This is a genomic window from Candidatus Paceibacterota bacterium (genome assembly GCA_035452965.1).
Lineage (GTDB): Bacteria > Verrucomicrobiota > Verrucomicrobiia > Limisphaerales > UBA8199 > UBA8199.
On sequence record DAOTCE010000011.1, the window covers coordinates 1 to 15,809 of the forward strand.

Annotated in this window: 13 protein-coding genes; 6 read left to right on the forward strand and 7 right to left on the reverse strand. The window is 61.3% G+C overall.

What is annotated here, in order from left to right; translation table 11 throughout:
* Positions 1-15 precede the first annotated feature (15 nt).
* Positions 16-1,188, reverse strand: a complete 1,173-nt coding sequence (locus tag P5205_10735) for an acetylxylan esterase (protein HSA10832.1) — start codon at positions 1,186-1,188, stop codon at positions 16-18.
* Between the two features lie 189 nt (positions 1,189-1,377).
* Here P5205_10735 and P5205_10740 point away from each other — a divergent pair, with 189 nt between their 5' ends.
* A complete protein-coding gene (locus P5205_10740) occupies positions 1,378-2,943 on the forward strand; it encodes a Gfo/Idh/MocA family oxidoreductase (GenBank protein HSA10833.1) in 1,566 nt (521 codons plus the stop codon).
* Positions 2,944-2,965: 22 nt separating this feature from the next.
* Here the strand turns inward: P5205_10740 and P5205_10745 are convergent, their stop codons facing one another.
* A complete protein-coding gene (locus P5205_10745) occupies positions 2,966-3,229 on the reverse strand; it encodes a hypothetical protein (protein ID HSA10834.1) in 264 nt (87 codons plus the stop codon).
* Positions 3,230-3,633: 404 nt separating this feature from the next.
* Between P5205_10745 and P5205_10750 the strand changes: the two genes are divergently transcribed.
* Entirely contained in the window at positions 3,634-4,998 is a 1,365-nt protein-coding gene (locus tag P5205_10750; GenBank protein ID HSA10835.1) for a Gfo/Idh/MocA family oxidoreductase, read from the forward strand.
* Here P5205_10750 and accC read toward each other — a convergent pair.
* The 5 genes from accC to P5205_10775 form a co-directional block, all read right to left on the reverse strand.
* The gene (gene accC / locus P5205_10755) at positions 4,995-6,380 is read right to left on the reverse strand and encodes an acetyl-CoA carboxylase biotin carboxylase subunit (GenBank protein ID HSA10836.1); all 1,386 of its coding nucleotides are present in this window, start codon (positions 6,378-6,380) and stop codon (positions 4,995-4,997) included. The genes P5205_10750 and accC overlap by 4 nt on opposite strands.
* A 66-nt stretch (positions 6,381-6,446) precedes the next feature.
* Positions 6,447-6,911 (reverse strand): acetyl-CoA carboxylase biotin carboxyl carrier protein, encoded by a 465-nt coding sequence (gene accB / locus P5205_10760; GenBank protein HSA10837.1) that lies wholly within the window; start codon positions 6,909-6,911, stop codon positions 6,447-6,449.
* Positions 6,912-7,084: 173 nt separating this feature from the next.
* On the reverse strand, positions 7,085-7,519 hold the full coding sequence (gene aroQ / locus P5205_10765) for a type II 3-dehydroquinate dehydratase (GenBank protein HSA10838.1): 435 nt from the start codon (positions 7,517-7,519) through the stop codon (positions 7,085-7,087).
* Between the two features lie 14 nt (positions 7,520-7,533).
* Complete coding sequence (locus tag P5205_10770; protein HSA10839.1) at positions 7,534-8,928, reverse strand: O-antigen ligase family protein; 1,395 nt, start codon at positions 8,926-8,928, stop codon at positions 7,534-7,536.
* Positions 8,929-9,140: 212 nt separating this feature from the next.
* Entirely contained in the window at positions 9,141-10,232 is a 1,092-nt protein-coding gene (locus P5205_10775) for a hypothetical protein (protein ID HSA10840.1), read from the reverse strand.
* Positions 10,233-10,432: 200 nt separating this feature from the next.
* Between P5205_10775 and P5205_10780 the strand changes: the two genes are divergently transcribed.
* The 4 genes from P5205_10780 (at position 10,433) to P5205_10795 (ending at position 15,805) form a co-directional block, all read left to right on the forward strand.
* The gene (locus P5205_10780; GenBank protein ID HSA10841.1) at positions 10,433-11,470 is read left to right on the forward strand and encodes a TIM barrel protein; all 1,038 of its coding nucleotides are present in this window, start codon (positions 10,433-10,435) and stop codon (positions 11,468-11,470) included.
* A 172-nt stretch (positions 11,471-11,642) separates the two neighbouring features.
* A complete protein-coding gene (locus P5205_10785) occupies positions 11,643-13,430 on the forward strand; it encodes a HAMP domain-containing sensor histidine kinase (protein HSA10842.1) in 1,788 nt (595 codons plus the stop codon).
* Between the two features lie 5 nt (positions 13,431-13,435).
* Positions 13,436-14,131: a response regulator transcription factor gene (locus tag P5205_10790; protein ID HSA10843.1), complete on the forward strand. Its 696-nt coding sequence runs from the start codon at positions 13,436-13,438 to the stop codon at positions 14,129-14,131.
* 144 nt (positions 14,132-14,275) lie between these two features.
* The gene (locus P5205_10795) at positions 14,276-15,805 is read left to right on the forward strand and encodes an ABC transporter ATP-binding protein (protein ID HSA10844.1); all 1,530 of its coding nucleotides are present in this window, start codon (positions 14,276-14,278) and stop codon (positions 15,803-15,805) included.
* The last annotated feature ends 4 nt before the right edge of the window (positions 15,806-15,809 follow it).

The window sequence follows — 15,809 nt, forward strand, 5'->3', positions numbered from 1 at the left end:
CGCGGTGAATAACTTTCAACAAAACCGTTGACGGACTGACTCAGAACTCTTCGTTCGGCGGGCGAAGTTCATCGCATCATAATAACGCGCGGCCTCCAGCGCCCGCGCCTCGGGCTTGCCGTCGGCGCCATTCGGCACCAGCTTCGGCCACCCGCTGGCGCGACCCGCCACTGCCCCGGTGTGATCGCACATGGCCGGCACGCCCGCGGCAAGAAATGTCACCCGCGAATCGAGTCCCGCCGCAACGATCGATTGCGCTCCGCCCTGGCTGCTGCCGTGCACAATCAGCGCGCGTCCATCCCACTCCGGCTGCGCGGTCAGGAAATCAATCGCCCGCACGAGGCGAAGGAACATCCCCAGGAAATAGATCGTGTCCCGCGACTCCCGCCCTTGGGTGCGGTATTCTTTCAACTCGCCGCTCGCCAGGTCCTGGTAAAACTGGTCGGGCTTGCCGTTCGGAATCCCATGCGCGTTGATGTCGAGCGCCAGGAAACCTTGTTTGGCCCAGCCGACGGTCCCGGCCAGATTGGCACTCCGCACCCCTGCCCCGTGGACGGTAAGGATTATAGGCAGGCTCCTGGCCCGGGCCGCAGCCGGTCGGGCATAGTAGCCTGAGACGGGCGCCCCGACGCAATCGGCCTGGAGGTCAAAAGCCTCGACGCCGGCCTCACGTGATTCCACCTGCGCGAGTTTTGCGTTAATCGGCACCGGGACCAGCTTTCGCTTCTGCGCGAACCAGAATGCGTCAAAGTCGCGCGGAACGGGCAAACTAGGCTTGATTCGCAGCGGAGCGACCCCGGCGCCGGCAACCGCAGCGCGGGTGGACCCGTCGGTCGCCGCAAAGGTTACCCGGCACTGCAGGAATCCCGGCTCGTTCAGTTTGCCCGAGATCACCCCGCGTCCGTCGGACAGCTTCAACGTCCCTGTTGTGATCGGCGGCACCCCGTCCTTCGACAGGGTCCATTGCACCTCGGCTTCCGGCACAAGTTGCTCCTGATGCGCCAGCCGGATGTTGAACACCACTTCCTCCCCCTTCCGGTAGATCGCGTCCGGTCGCTGCGTGCTGACGGTCAGCGAGTAGTTGGTGGTGGCCTGCGCTGCCAGCGTCTCCGGCGCCGGAGTAGCGCCGGCGATCACGCAAGCAAGGGTCACGAGTACGTGCGCGTAACGAGAAGTTCCAAGATGCATCGGGTGATTTCAGGGCGCGGTGTCGGGAATGGCAAGCACAAATCCTATTCATGTGGCGCGCTGTGGGAGCCGCCTCGTCTTGCCCAGCAGAAACCGGCCTCTGCCGTCTGGCGGCCGAGGTGCGGCAGCCACGTGAGGCCGAATGGGCGAGGAGTTGCCTGGCAGAGATGTTTGGGTCAGACTCGGAACATGAAAGCAAGCGAGACAAGCAACCAGATCGGTACCCCGGGCGTTTCCCGGCGGAAGTTCATAGCAGCGAGCGGCGCGGCAGCGGCAGCGTTTACGATCGTGCCGCGGCATGTGCTGGGCGGGACTGGATTTGTGGCGCCGAGCGAGAAAATCACCGTCGCCTACATTGGCTGCGGCACGCAAGGATTGCGGGAAATGCCGGGCATGCTGGCGATGCCGGAAGTGCAAATTGTCGCCGTCTGCGATCCGGTTAAGGAAAGCCACGATTATGTGGACTGGTCGAAGGATGGTCTGCGCACAGAGCTGGCTGCGGCACTGGGCAGGCCTGACTGGCGGCGCGGCACACCGGGCATTCCCGGAGGCCGCGACATCGCAAAGGAAGTCGTTGAGACCTACTACGCGGCCAAACGAGGCTCGGAGAAGTTCACCGGCTGCGCGGCTTACGCCGATTTCCGTGAATTGCTGGAGAAGGAAAAGGACGTTAATGCCGTCAAAGTGATGACGCCGGACCATCTGCACGCCACGATCGCCATAGCGGCGATGAAGCAAGGGAAGCACGTAATGATGCACAAGCCGCTGGCCAATCGTCTGCTGGAGGCGCGGTGGGTGATCGAGACGGCGCGCCAAACAAAGGTGGCCACGCACTTTCTGGCAGCCAGTGACGGCGCGAATGCCCGCGAAATCAAGAACTGGGTTGACGCCGGGGCGATCGGCAAACTGCGCGAGATTCACAATTGGTCGAACCGGCCTGTGTGGCCGCAATACGCAACCATCCCGACAGACCAGCCGCCCGTGCCGGCGGGTTTTGACTGGCCGCTGTGGCTCGGGCCGTCGCTGGACCGGCCCTATCACCCGCACTACACCCATGCGGTGTTCCGGGGGTGGTATGAGTTCGGCGGCGGGGCGCTGGCCGATATGGGCCATTACAGCCTGTGGCCGGTATTCCAGGTCTTTGATCTGGACGCACCGGTGATGGTGGAGTCGCGGCCCAGCCACGTCTGCGCGCTGAAGGACAGCGTGTCCGTGCGCATCAGGAATGACTACTCGTTCCCGGCGGCATGCACGATACGATTCAAGTTCGCCGCGAAAGGTTCGCGTCCTGCGCTCGACCTGTTCTGGTACGACGGCTCAATGCGACCGCCATCGCCGGAAGAGTTGGAGGCGGAGAATACGGAACTGCCCGCCGAGGGGATGATGTTCGTAGGCGACAATGGCAAGATACTCGCCGGGTTCCGCGGCGAGGATCCTCACATTATCCCTGGGAAGAAAATGCGGGAATTTCAGGCAGCGGAAAAGGCCCGGCAAGGGCATCCGGGCCAAGCCCGGCGCGAAGCTGCGGCATCGTGGGTGGCCGCCTGCAAGGGCGGACCGCCCAGCTACGGGGATTTTTTGCGAGCCGGGTCTATTTCAGCCGCCTTCAACCTGGGGGCGGTGTCGTTGCGCTTGGGCGGCAGACGGCTGCTCTTTGACGCACCGCGCTGCAAAGTCCCCAATGTCGCGGAAGCTGACCGATGCCTGGGACGTGAGTATCGAGCAGGATGGGAGTTAACAGGGCCGAAGGCTTAGGAAAGGGCGTCATGCCACGGCTTTACTCCCAAATCTCGTTGTAGAAGTCCCGGATATTGCCCCGGATCCCGGCCTGCTTGAGCTTGATAGCGGAGCGGGGATGCTGGTTCAGAGAACCGGTGATTCTATACGCCAGATCGAACCCCCACAGCGGTTCCAAGCGCATGGATTCTACCGTGTCATGCGCGCAGCGCAGGACAGGGAGCAGGTCGTATCTGGGGTTGTGCAGAAGACTGATCCGCATCCACATCCGGCAGTTGCCGGCCCCGCGGCCAAGCGCGGTCATGATGGCACTCTACCTTTTGTTGCCCCGAACGATGGTCTCGATGTTGTTGGCGGCGGCCAGGTGCAGGTTGTGGTGGATATGCACCCCAATCTCTGAGCCGCGCACTGTCCATATTTTGGACAGTCCTCCTGCCTGCCCGCCTTTTCCAGTCCCCACTGACCTCGGCATCTTTGGCTTGGCGATACGGTGCCGGGATGGTGGTGCTACGGTGTGTATCCCATGGGGAGCGCTCCCCATGGGATACACACCGTAGCCCAACCGCATCAGCAGGCTATCCCCAGCGTGCCGCCATGGTAACAGCGCCGCCCTGAGCGCGAGGGGGAAAGATTGAATGGGGGCCTTGCTTTTTCGTCTGTGTTCCAGTTAGTCTGCGCGTTGTTGCGTCCAAAACCTTAGCATATTCTATGAATTCGATTCCAAACCAGAGCATGAACCCTGGCGAGTCCCGCCGCACTTTCATCAAGAAGGCCGCCAGCGTGGCCGCGGCGGTCAGCGCCACCAATCTGTTCAAGACCCCCGTGTACGGCCAGAACCAGGCGCCTTCGACCGGCCGGGTCCTTGGCGCCAATGACCGCATCAACGTGGCCTACATCGGCACCGGCAAGCAGGGCATGCTCCACGTCAACCTGGAAAAGAAACATGCCCAGGACAACAACATTGCCCAGGTGGCGGTGTGCGACGTTTACCAGCGGCATCTGGACCAGGCACGGCAGGCCATCGGCGTGAGCGAGGCCGGCGCATACCGGGATCACCGGAAGCTGCTGGAGCGGAAGGACGTTGACGCCATCATTACGGCAACGACAGACGTGTGGCACGGCCAAGTGAGCATTGACGCGCTGGAGGCGGGGAAACATGTGTTTTGCGAGAAGCCGATGACCCGGTATTTGGCCGAGGCATTCGAGGTCTATGACGCTGTCAAGAAGACCGGCAAGACGTATGTGATCGGCTCGCAAGGCTGCATGGACTCCAAGTGGCACAAGGCGGCGGAGTGGATCAAGGCAGGCAAGCTTGGCCCGCTGGTCTGGGGCCAGGGCTCTTATTGCCGCAACAACAAAAACAACAGCGAGTGGACGTTCCCGGTTGATGCGGGGGTGTCGGAGCAGAACCTGGACTGGGTCCGCTGGCTGGGTAAGGTGCCAAAGATCCCTTTCAACCCCGATCACTACTTTAGCTGGCACAAGTATTACGCGTATAATTCCGGCATTATCGGCAACCTCCTGCCACACCGCTTCCAACCGCTGATGCTGGCGACCGGCAACCCCGAGTTTCCGCGCCGTGTGGTGGCCACCGGCACACGCAAAGTCTCGACTGACCGCGACATCACCGACACGACCCATTTGCTGACGGAGTTTCCCAGCGGTCTGACCCTGGCGGTAGTCGGGACCACGGTCAATGAGCAGGGCCTGCCCGAGGTCATAAGGGGCCGGAAGGCGACGCTGCATTTCGCCTCAAGCCAGAACCGGGTGGAGCTGAAGCCGGAGGCTATTTTCACGGATGAGCTGGAGGCGGAGGCATTCGCGGACCCACAGCCGCCGGAGAGAATTGAGCGGCTCGAGAAGAACTTCTTCGACTGCATTCGCAGCGGCAAGGTGCCCGTGGCAAACGTTGAACTGGCCATTCGGGCGCAGACGGTGCTCTGCCTGGCGGAGATGTCCGAGCGGCTGGGTTTGGCGCTGTTCTTCGACGAGAAGACGCGGACGGTCAAGACCGGCGACGGCCGCGTCGTGCCGCCGCTGACCTACGACAGCGTGGTGCCGCCGATGGGTTAGGCCTTTTCTGCGAGCAGATCCCGGCGGGCGCCGCTGAGGAGTTGTTCGATGAAAGTGGTGGAATAAACGCCGCGGCGGAAGTTGGGGTCCTGCAGAATCGCCTGCTGGAAAGCGATGGTCGTCTTTACACCAGTGATCATGTACTCACTCAGCGCGCGGCTCATCTTGTCCATGGCATCGCGCCGGTCGCGGCCGACAGTAACGAGCTTGGCAATCATCGAGTCGTAGGACGAGGGAATCGTGTAGCCGGCGTAGGCATGGGTGTCCACGCGGACACCGCGGCCGCCGGGCTGGTAATACATCTCGATCCGCCCGGGGCTGGGACGGAAGTCATCGAAAGCATCTTCCGCGTTGATGCGGCATTCGATGGCGTGGCCCTTGAAGTGAATGTCGCTCTGGGAATGGCGCAGAGGTTCGCCCATCGCAAGCATGATCTGATAGCGCACCAGGTCAATGCCGGTGACTTCCTCAGTAACCGGGTGCTCGACCTGAATGCGCTTGTTCACTTCGAGGAAGTAGAACCGGCCATCGGAGTCCACGATGAATTCCACCGTTCCCGCGTTGGTGTAGTTGGCGGCTTCGGCAATCTTGATCGCGGCCTTGCCCATCCTTTCGCGGAGCTTCTTGAACCGCGGATTGTCCAGCAGCGGTGAAGGGGCTTCCTCGACGACCTTCTGATTGCGGCGCTGGATGGAGCAATCCCGCTCGCCCAGGTGAATGATGTGGCCTTTATGGTCGCCCAGAATTTGGAACTCAATGTGGTGAGGGTTCTCGATGAACTTCTCGACATATACCCCGGAGTTGCCGAAGGCCTTCTCAGCCTCGCCGCGCGCGGTGTGAAAGCCTTTAACCAGCGAGATGTCATTATGAGCGACCCGCATGCCCCGGCCACCACCGCCGGCGATGGCTTTGATCATCACCGGGTAACCGATGCGCTTGGCCACCATCAGGGCGTCCTGCTCGGTGTCCACCACTCCGTCCGAACCGGGAGGCGTGGGCACGTCTGCCTTCTTGGCCAATGCCCGGCTGACAGCCTTGTCCTCCAGGGCATTCATAGCGCGAGAGTTTGGGCCGATAAAGCGGATGTTGCAGCTCTCGCAGACATCCGCGAAGTGGGCATTCTCGGCCAGGAAACCATAACCGGGATGGATGGCATCCACATCGGTGATTTCCGCCGCGCTGACGATCCGGTCAATCCGCAGGTAGCTTTCGCCAGCAGGAGCTTTGCCGATACAGATAGCTTCGTCGGCCAACTGGACGTGCATCGAGTTGGCGTCCGCTTCCGAGTAGATCGCCACGGTGCGGATATTGAGTTCCTTGCAGGCGCGAATGATGCGCACGGCGATTTCGCCGCGATTGGCGACCAGAATTTTCTCGAACATGCCTGGAGACGTTGAAGCGTTAAGTCGTTAAGGCGAAACCCGTGGCCAAAACATCCTTAATCCGGTTCAGGAGGGGCGGAGCTTGAACAGAGCCTGGCCGAATTCCACCGGTTTGGCGTTCTCTACCAGCACCTGTGTAATGACCCCCTTGGCTTCAGCTTTGATCTCGTTCATCACCTTCATAGCCTCGATGATGCACACCACCGTGTCGGCGTTGACCTCGGTGCCCACCTCGACGTAGGGGGCGGATTCGGGGGACGGCGCGCGGTAGAACGTGCCAATCATGGGGGACTTGATTTCAAGTTCATTGCTGGCAGGCACTGCGGTGGGGGGGGGTGCCGGGGCAGGAACCGCCACCACTGGTGGCTGGGCATAGACTACGGGGGGCGGATCTTCATTACTGACCACAGAACTACCCCCGTTCGCTCCGCGCCTAAGCCTGATCTTGAAGTCCTGCTTTTCGAGTTCGAACTCCGTTACGGCGTTCTTCCTCATCAGGTCAATAATGGCTTTAATGTCTTTTAGGTCCACAGTTGTTTGTTGCCTTACGCCAAACCTACTATCTTAATTGAGCAAGACGCTAGCAAACCCGTCCGATGTCGTCAACAGACAATCTCCAGGCAAAATTAGGGTGGATTTCGGCCGAGTTTAAGCCTTAGAAACGCCCCAACACAGCGCGAAAAGGGCCATGCGAGGCGCCATTATTACCTCGCGTTAACGTTAACGGCAGCCTCCAAGGCCAATAAGTAGGAATTGGCTCCAAAACCGAGGATTTGGCCGCAACAAACCGGGGCGATAATCGATATATGCCGGAATTTTTCCCGGGCGTGAATGTTCGAAAGGTGGACTTCGATGGTAGGTATGCCGACGGCGGCAATGGCATCGCGCAGGGCGACGCTAGTATGGGTGTAGGCAGCGGCGTTCAAGACGATGGCGTCAAACCTCCCCTTGGCCTGCTGAATCCAAGAGATCAGTTCACCTTCCTGATTGGATTGGTGGAATTCCACTGCCGCCTTGAGCTTCTTGGCCCGGGCGCGGACTTTGGCCTCGATTTCGGCCAGAGTCGTCCGCCCGTAAACCTCAGGCTCCCGCTGGCCAAGCAGGTTCAGGTTCGGGCCGTTGAGGAACAGGATTCTCATTCCGGTGCCCGAAACTAGCGGCTTTGGGCTCTGTTGTCGAGTGGATTCCTGACGGACTTGGGCGGATGTGAGCCGTTGGTGTTCTTGATGCCCAAGAGCCAGCCCAGGAAGGCAAAAACTGGCCAGGCGAGAGCGGGGATATAAAGCCCAAATTCGACCAGACCTTGCAGGCTCCAACCAAGTGCCCCCAGCCAGACCGCGAAGACCTGCCAATTGTCGTGCCCCGTGGCTGAACTCTCGCCCGCACGGGGAAAACTGCATACCAATGCACTCACAATGAACAGGGTGTAGGCCAGGAAGCCCACAAAACCGGAGTCAGAAGCCTGCTGCAAGTAGTCGTTGTGCGTCAGGCGCGCCATTTCGGATTCCGGACGCTTGACCTTCTGATAGGCGCTCGCGAAGGTGCCGGGACCGGTGCCGAGCAGAGGTTTGTCCATGGCGGTTTGGACCGCAGCGCCCCAATAGTCGAACCGTGCGCCGACGCTTGTTGCGCCCTTTTGAAAGAACACCGCGTGCCGCCAGAAGAAACCAGCCAGCCCGGCCAGCAGAATCGCGGTCACGAGGGCGAGTTTGAGCTGCCGGCTGAAGGGAAAGCGCAGCAACCCGACCAGTCCAATCAACAGCATCAGCAGCCAGCCGCCCTTCGAGCCCGACCAGTAGAGGCAGGCCAGGCCAGCGACTCCGACCACGCCCATCAGAAACCACCGGGCGGCCGGGGTCAGAATCGCGCGCAACTGCCACAGGCCTGCCAATGTGGCAGGCAGCAGCAGCAGCAACGCTCCAGCCAGAGTATTGGGATAAAAGAGCGTTGCGAAGATGCGGTTGCTGTTGATCTTCTTGAGGTAATCCGGGGAGACCTCCGTCAGCCCGGGATACACGTAGAGAAAGAAGTAACGGCGCGAAGCCTCCAAACCGCCGAGGTGTTGCTCCCAGCCTGCTGCCAGGACGATAAGGAAACCGCCCAGCAAGCCGGCCCAGAACAGCCAGAGTCGTCGAACACGGCTAAGAGAAAAGTAACCCAGGTAGAAGCAAACGGCACACGCAATAAAGTGCTTCAAGGTGGCTTCGGTGAGAGTGGGCTCGGCCGATTTTGTGCTGGCAATGCATTGCCAAACCAGCCAGACCATCGGTAAAACGACCACCCACCAAGGCGCAGATAATTTCCAGCGCGCGACGGAGACCCCAACCAGGGCGGTCAACGCCAGCAATCCATACGCCCAGCCGATTGGCCACGGATAGCTGAACAGGAACTCGTTCAACTGGGTCGGGGCGGTGACCCACTTCTCTGTAATGGGCGGATTGCCGAACTTCAGGAGCGATAATCCCAGGAGTACGCCGAACATCCCGGCGAACACAGCAGGTAGCAGGTCACTGCGCTGGGCTCCCACGGCTGGCGGTTCGGGCTTCATGGTTGGCGAGACCGCCCCACCCGGTCAGCCAGGAACTGTCGTCTCGACCAATGCATGGCACTGCCGGTCAACACCGCCAAAGCGATAGCCCAGCCTGGCCGACGCCCCGCTTCCATGGAAAGATCCGCCGCCTTGGTAGCGGCGCCCGATTGCGTCCGCTGAGGCCTGAACTCGAAGCCTGTCCGGCAGGAGAGTTCCCATACCAGTGCGTGTCATAGATTGAGCTTCAGCAGCCCAACCTCCAGGGCCAGCGCCTCCTGAACATTGGTGTGGAGCCAGCGTTGGAGTTGCTCGATGATGCGCAGGTTCTCCAGGGCGGCTTTGGGCGAGATACGCCTGGCCACGCGCTGGGTCCCCACCAACCGCGGAAACGCCAGCAACGAGTTGACTCCTGATTCAGGACCTTGGAGTCTGGCCTTTGGGCTCTCGCCTTCTGCCAACGTCTGGAACCACACATCGCGCAGCCACCATTGCAGGGCGAGGAGAAAATCGGACCGCTGGCGGCGATACTCGGCTTCCACGGCGGCTTTGAATTCCTGCTCCCACCGATCGCGCAGGTCCTCTTCAGCGTCCTCGTATTTCTCCAGCGGCGAGCGTGCGGTAAGCGTCTCCTCGATGCTTGTCCGGACTGCATTGAGCTTTCGCAGCAGCACATCCATGAGGCGATAGCGGCCTAGCAGGCTCTTCTGCTCCGCCGCCGCCATCTCGCTGAAAGTCGTCAGCCACTCCATTTGCGCCGGCGCCAACAGTTGCGGTCCTTCGGCGGCGAAGTTCAAGCGCAAGCACCGTGACAGGATAGTTTCAAGCAGCCGCTGCGGCTCGGTGGTCAGGAGAATCAGGACGGAGTGAGGCGGGGGCTCTTCGAGGGTCTTGAGGAAGGCATTAGCCGCATTCTCGTTCATCCGGTCGGCGGCGACGAGGATGCCGAACTTGTATTGGCTCTCGGCCGGCTTGAGATTGACCGCGTCCAGCAGCACACGTGGCGGGCCGTCCTCGCGGTGGACGATCTGGTTGATCTTTATCTGGCGCAGCTTGGACACAGGACGCACCCAGAAGACATCAGCGTGATTGCCGTCCTCAACTTTCTGGCAGTTCAGACATCGGTCGCAGCAGTCAACGGCCACACCGCTCCGCTTAACTGGGTGCAGGCAATTGAGGGTCTTGGCCAGCGTCCGCGCAAGCGCTTCCAACTCATCGAGCTTGTGGCCGGTGAAGAGGTAGGCATGGGCCAACCGCCTGCGCTCGAGCGAGCGTTGCAGCAACTCCACGCTTTGCGCTTGTGCCGGAAAGTCTTTGAATGCCATTGCAACTGTTATAGTGGGCCCGGCAGGAGAAGGGAAGCGGGCATTTCTTCCTCGCTATGGCCCGCCGGCACCTCTCTGAGCAGGGGCGTCTCGCCGAGCGGACCTGGATCAGGTAAAGACCGCACGTTTCGGCGAATAGCCTCTGACTTGCATTTTGGGCTTTGAAAACCGGGCGGGATGCGTAGGCTGGGCGCACGCTTATGGCAAAACAACAATACCAATTCTGTTTCGGTCCCTGGAATATCAGCGAAGGTCAGGATCCCTACGGCCCGCCCACACGGCCGGCCCAGACGTTCGACTGGAAGCTCAAACAACTCAAGAAGCTCGGCTTCGACGCCATGATGTTTCATGACGACGACGCGGTGCCGGACATTGACGGAAAGTCTGACGCGCAGTTGCGCAAGGAATCCAAGGAGCTGAAGACGAAGCTGGCGGATGCGGGCGTGGCGGCGGAGATGGTGGCGCCGCGGCTGTGGTTCAGCCCCAAGACGATTGACGGGGCCTACACGAACAACGACCCGAAGTGCCGGCAGTATGCCATCGAGCGCTCGCTGCGGTGCATTGACGTGGCGAATTACCTGGGCACGGATCTGATCGTGCTGTGGCTGGCGCGAGAAGGCACCTACCTGCGGGAAGCCAAGAATGGCCGACGCAGCGTTGACCTGCTGGTGCAGGCGCTGGACAAGATGCTCGCGCATGACCGCAGAATACGCATTTCGATCGAACCCAAGCCCAATGAGCCGATGGATCATGCGTATGTGCCAACCATCGGCCACGCGCTTGCGATTGCGCAATTGACACGCGACCCGAAGCGGGTGGGCTGCCTCATTGAATCAGCCCACGCCATCCTGGCGGGGCTGGATCCGGCCGATGAAATTGATTTCGCGATGGCCTTCGGCAAGCTTTGGTCGCTGCACCTCAACGACCAGAACGGGCTTAAGTTTGACCAGGACAAGCCTTTCGCCAGCTCGAACCTGCGAGTCGCATTCAATCAGGTGCGGGCGCTGGAGCGCAACGGCTATGGGAAGAATGGCGAATATGTGTGCTTCGACGTGCATCCGTTCCGGTCAACAAAGGTCGAGCACTGGCTGGCGCACCTGAGCAACAGCCGGCGCACGTTCATGAAGCTGGTGCGCAAGGCGCGGACGTTCGACGAGAAGGCGGCGCGGCAGCTCGTGGCCGACCGCAATTACGCGGCGCTGGACCAGATGGTGCTGGAGCACCTGATGGGCGAGTAGTTGCGCGGAGCGCGGAAGGCAAACGGGAGCAGGCCACCCCTGCCCTGCCCTTTTCCCACGAAATCAGTAAGCCGCCCGGTCGCCGGGCGGCTTACAATTCTTTTACACTTCTGTTGCCGGGCCGTGACAAGTTTGGATGGCCGACGGGCTAGCTTGGGCGCATAATGATGCCATGAAGAAGGTCGCGCTGGTATTCGTGCTGGCGGTGCTGGGGCCGAGCCTGGTGCTGGCCTGGCTGGCGGTGCGTTCGCTGCGCGACCAGCAGTTCATTCTGGAACGGCAGCAGTCGCTGCTCTACCAAGGCGTGGCAGACGCGAAGGCGAAGGAGGTGCAGGACGCGCTGGCGGAGTGCCAGCGCAGCTTTGTGGGCCAGGTGGCGAAGCTGCTGAGGCCAGACAACACGAAGCGCGTCACCGTCATGTTTGATGACCTGCTGCGGAAGGACTGGCCGCTGGCGCAAGTGGGTTTCGCGGTGAGCCTGGCCGGCGATATCATTGCGCCCACGGTCCTGGGGGGGGCCGAAGCGCGCCGATTCCTGGACGACAATGGCCGATTCCTGGCCAATCGGGAGATTGCCAACGTGTACGCCAATTACTCGCAGGTTCTCAACATTGGCAACAACGCGATGCTACAGAACTCTGTGGAGCCGGAGACCCAAAACGCAATCAGGCAAGCCGGGGTGAACACGTTTCAGCAGCGGAGCGTGGTGCCCCAGCAACAGGCCATTGACAATCAGCGGGCGGCGCAGACGGAGCAGGGTCAGTTTTCCCGGCTGCTGGCGGCGTCGGCGGAGTTCCGGCAGGTGATCGGCGAAGAGAGCGAGGGAACCATCGCGCGCTTCGTGGACAACAAGCTGGACGTGCTGGTGTGGCATCGGCCGCCGAACCAGTCGAACCTGGTCTTCGGCGCGCAATTGGCCTTGTCCCGGCTGGTGGAGGGGTTGAGCGCGGGGGTGCGCCAGATCGAGCCGGCGCTGCGGGAGGAGATTTGCGTGGCGCTGCTGGATGACACGGCCAAGCCCGTCGCGCTGTCGCATCCGGGGTTTCGGGCCACATGGAAGCGGCCGTTCGTGGCGACGGAGATCGGGGAGGCGCTGCCGCATTGGGAGGTGGCGGTTTACCTGTTGAACCCGGCAAAGCTGTCGCAGTCGGCGCGCCTGGTGACGCTGACGCTAGGGCTGTTGATCGGGGTGCTGTTGCTGGCGATCGGGATCGGGAGTTGGCTGATTGTCACGGACCTGAACCGACAACTCACCCTGGCGCGGCAGAAGACGGACTTCGTCAGCAACGTCTCACACGAGTTGAAGACGCCGCTTACTTCGATTCGCATGTTCGCGGAACTGCTGGCCGAAGGGCGCGTAAACGACCGGGCGAAGCAGCGCTCATACCTGGGGATCATCACGGCGGAGACGGCGCGGCTGACGCGGCTGATCAATAACGTGCTGGACTTTGCCCGCATCGAACGGGGTGAGAAGAAATACCAGTTCCAGGAGTGCGACCTGATCGGGGTAATCCGCGAGACTGCGGAAATCTACCGGCCGCACCTGGAAGCCAACGGATTTCGGTTCGAATGCGATCTACCCGACGAGCCAGTGCGCTTGAACGGTGATCGGGACGCGCTGGCCCAAGTGGTGGTGAACCTGTTGTCCAACGCGGAGAAGTACTCCGACCGCCGGAAAGAAATCACGCTGCGGGTGGCACAGCCCGGTCGCCCCTCGCGATGCGTGGAGGTCAATGTGCTGGATCGAGGCATGGGGGTGCCGACGGGTTGCGCGGAGAAGATATTCGAAAAGTTCTACCGCGCACACGATTCGCTCGGTAATGGAATCCAAGGCTCCGGCCTGGGCCTGACGCTGGCCCGGCAAATCGCGCGGGCACACGGAGGCGATGTGACCTATGAACCGCGCGAAGGAGGCGGGAGCCGCTTTACTCTGAAACTGCCGGTGATGCAGCCGGCCTGAACACCATGAAGACCAAAGTACTGATCGTCGAAGATGATCCGCATATCCTGCTCGGGCTGGAGGAGGTGCTCAAGAGCGACGGGTTCGATGTAGCAGTGTGTAATCGCGGGGACCAGGCGATTGACGCTGTCCGCAAGCACCGCCCGGCACTGGTGTTGTTGGACGTGATGCTGCCCGGTGCGAGCGGCTACGACATCTGCAAAGAGCTTCGCGCCAAGAAGGTCGCCACACCCATCCTGGTGCTCACCGCCAAAGGCCAGGAGATAGACAAAGTGGTGGGACTGAACCTGGGAGCGGATGATTACGTGACCAAGCCGTTTGGCGTGCGCGAGTTGCTGGCGCGGATTCATGCCCTGCTCCGGCGCACCGAGGCGGCTGCCTCGAACGATCCAGCGGCGCAAACGCCATTTCAAATCGGGGCCGCCACCATTGACCCCAAGACGTTTCAGTTAAAGCGCGGGAGCACAGTGGAAGAACTCACCGAGAGGCAGTTAAAGCTGCTCCAAATGTTCCATGCGCATCCGGGCGAGGTGTTGTCGCGCGACCGGTTGCTGAACAAGGTCTGGGGCTACAACTATTACGGCACAACGCGCACGCTGGACCAGGTGATTGTGCAATTGCGCAAGAAGTTGGGTGACAACGGGGACGAGCCCCAACACTTGGTGACGGTGCATGGGGTCGGCTATAAGCTGGTGCTGTAGTGTGGGGATTGTCCACCCGAACCTTCAGCCGTGCTCTCTTGACGCTGCTCGTGAAATGCAAAAGGGGAGCGACTGGCAGATGTGCGCGCTACCCATAACTCCAGCCGTTGACTCTCGCCGCAAACGGCGGACACTACTGCTGTCATGACGGCCCCCGGCGATCCAGCGGTCGAGTTGCGAGGACTGACCAAGCGCTTTGGCAGCGTGCTGGCAAACGCTGGCGTGGACTTGCGGGTGGCGCCCGGCACGATCCACGGCGTCATCGGGGAGAACGGCGCAGGCAAATCCACGGCAATGAAGATTCTCTACGGCATGTTGCACCCGGACGCTGGGGAGATCTTCCTTGGCGGCAGGAAATGTGTTTGGGCCTCGCCCTCGGACGCCATTGCTGCGGGGGTTGGCATGGTGCACCAACATTTCATGCTCGCCGCACCATACTCCGCGCTGGATAACATCCTGCTGGGAGCCGAGCCGCTCCGGTACCGCGTGATAGACCGCAAGGGTGCCCGCGCGCGCCTGGAAACTCTGGCGCGCCAATATGGGTTGCCGGTGGATTGGGACCGCCCCGTCGAGGAGTTGCCCGTCGGTTTGCAGCAGCGCGTGGAAATCCTGAAGCTGCTCTATCGCGAGGCGCGCATTCTTATCCTGGACGAACCGACTGCGGTGCTAACCCCGCAGGAAACGAACGATTTGTTTGGCAACCTCGAGAAGCTGCGCGCGGAAGGCAAGACTGTTTTGCTGGTCACCCACAAGCTCAAAGACGTGATGTCCTTCACCGATCGCGCAACGGTGTTTCGCGGCGGCAAAGTGACCGGCGAAGTGGAGACGTCCCGGACCAATCCGCAGGAGCTTGCCAGCTTGATGGTGGGGCGAAAGGTGATGCTAAGCATTGATGTCCCGCCCGCCCGCCCGCGCGCGGAGCTGGCGCTGGAAGTCGCTGAGCTCACCCTGACGGGTCCAGCCGGCAGCCGACACCGACTCTCGCAGGTCAGCTTCGCAGTGAAGCATGGTGAGATTTTGGGCGTCGCCGGCGTTGAAGGCAACGGCCAGACAGAGCTGCTGCAAACGCTGCTGCATCCGCGCGAGTTCCGCGCCCGGATTTCCGGGACTGTCCGCATTTGCGGCGAAGAGGTGGATAGCTTTGATACTCTGAGGATTCGCGACCTGGGAGTCGCGGTCATTCCTGAAGATCGTCAACAGGAAGGGCTGTTGCTGGAACAGCCCGTCAGCGAGAGTTTCCTTTTAGGCCATCAACGGAGCCCTGCTTTCAGCCGTGCAGGCTTCCTCCGCTTGAATGCTCTGGCCCGCATAGCCGCACAAGCAGTCACGGATCACGACATTCGTCCACCGCACTTGACCTTGCTGGCAGGCAAGCTCTCCGGCGGCAACCAGCAGAAGCTCATCGTGGCGCGGGAATTCCAGCGCCACCCGCGGGTCCTGATCGCGGCACACCCCACGCGCGGGGTGGATGTTGGCGCGATTGAGTTCATCCATTCCCGCATCGTTCGAGCCCGCGACGAAGGCGCCGGTGTGCTGCTCGTCAGCTCTGATTTGGACGAAGTCCTAACCCTGTCAGACCGCGTCCTGGTGATGTTCGAAGGCCGCATCGTCGCCGAATACCGCCGCGGTGAAGTCGACGAGCGGGAATTGGGCCTGAAAATTGGAGGGGTATGAACAA

Bases quoted from the DNA above. Each gene is read 5' to 3' on its own strand.
- P5205_10770 (HSA10839.1), bottom strand. From the start codon at position 8,928: ATGAAGCCCGAACCGCCAGCCGTGGGAGCCCAGCGCAGTGACCTGCTA.
- P5205_10795 (HSA10844.1), top strand. From the start codon at position 14,276: ATGACGGCCCCCGGCGATCCAGCGGTCGAGTTGCGAGGACTGACCAAG.
- P5205_10785 (HSA10842.1), top strand. From the start codon at position 11,643: ATGAAGAAGGTCGCGCTGGTATTCGTGCTGGCGGTGCTGGGGCCGAGC.
- P5205_10780 (HSA10841.1), top strand. From the start codon at position 10,433: ATGGCAAAACAACAATACCAATTCTGTTTCGGTCCCTGGAATATCAGC.
- P5205_10750 (HSA10835.1), top strand. From the start codon at position 3,634: ATGAATTCGATTCCAAACCAGAGCATGAACCCTGGCGAGTCCCGCCGC.
- P5205_10740 (HSA10833.1), top strand. From the start codon at position 1,378: ATGAAAGCAAGCGAGACAAGCAACCAGATCGGTACCCCGGGCGTTTCC.
- aroQ (HSA10838.1), bottom strand. From the start codon at position 7,519: ATGAGAATCCTGTTCCTCAACGGCCCGAACCTGAACCTGCTTGGCCAG.
- accC (HSA10836.1), bottom strand. From the start codon at position 6,380: ATGTTCGAGAAAATTCTGGTCGCCAATCGCGGCGAAATCGCCGTGCGC.
- P5205_10735 (HSA10832.1), bottom strand. From the start codon at position 1,188: ATGCATCTTGGAACTTCTCGTTACGCGCACGTACTCGTGACCCTTGCT.
- P5205_10745 (HSA10834.1), bottom strand. From the start codon at position 3,229: ATGACCGCGCTTGGCCGCGGGGCCGGCAACTGCCGGATGTGGATGCGG.
- P5205_10775 (HSA10840.1), bottom strand. From the start codon at position 10,232: ATGGCATTCAAAGACTTTCCGGCACAAGCGCAAAGCGTGGAGTTGCTG.
- P5205_10790 (HSA10843.1), top strand. From the start codon at position 13,436: ATGAAGACCAAAGTACTGATCGTCGAAGATGATCCGCATATCCTGCTC.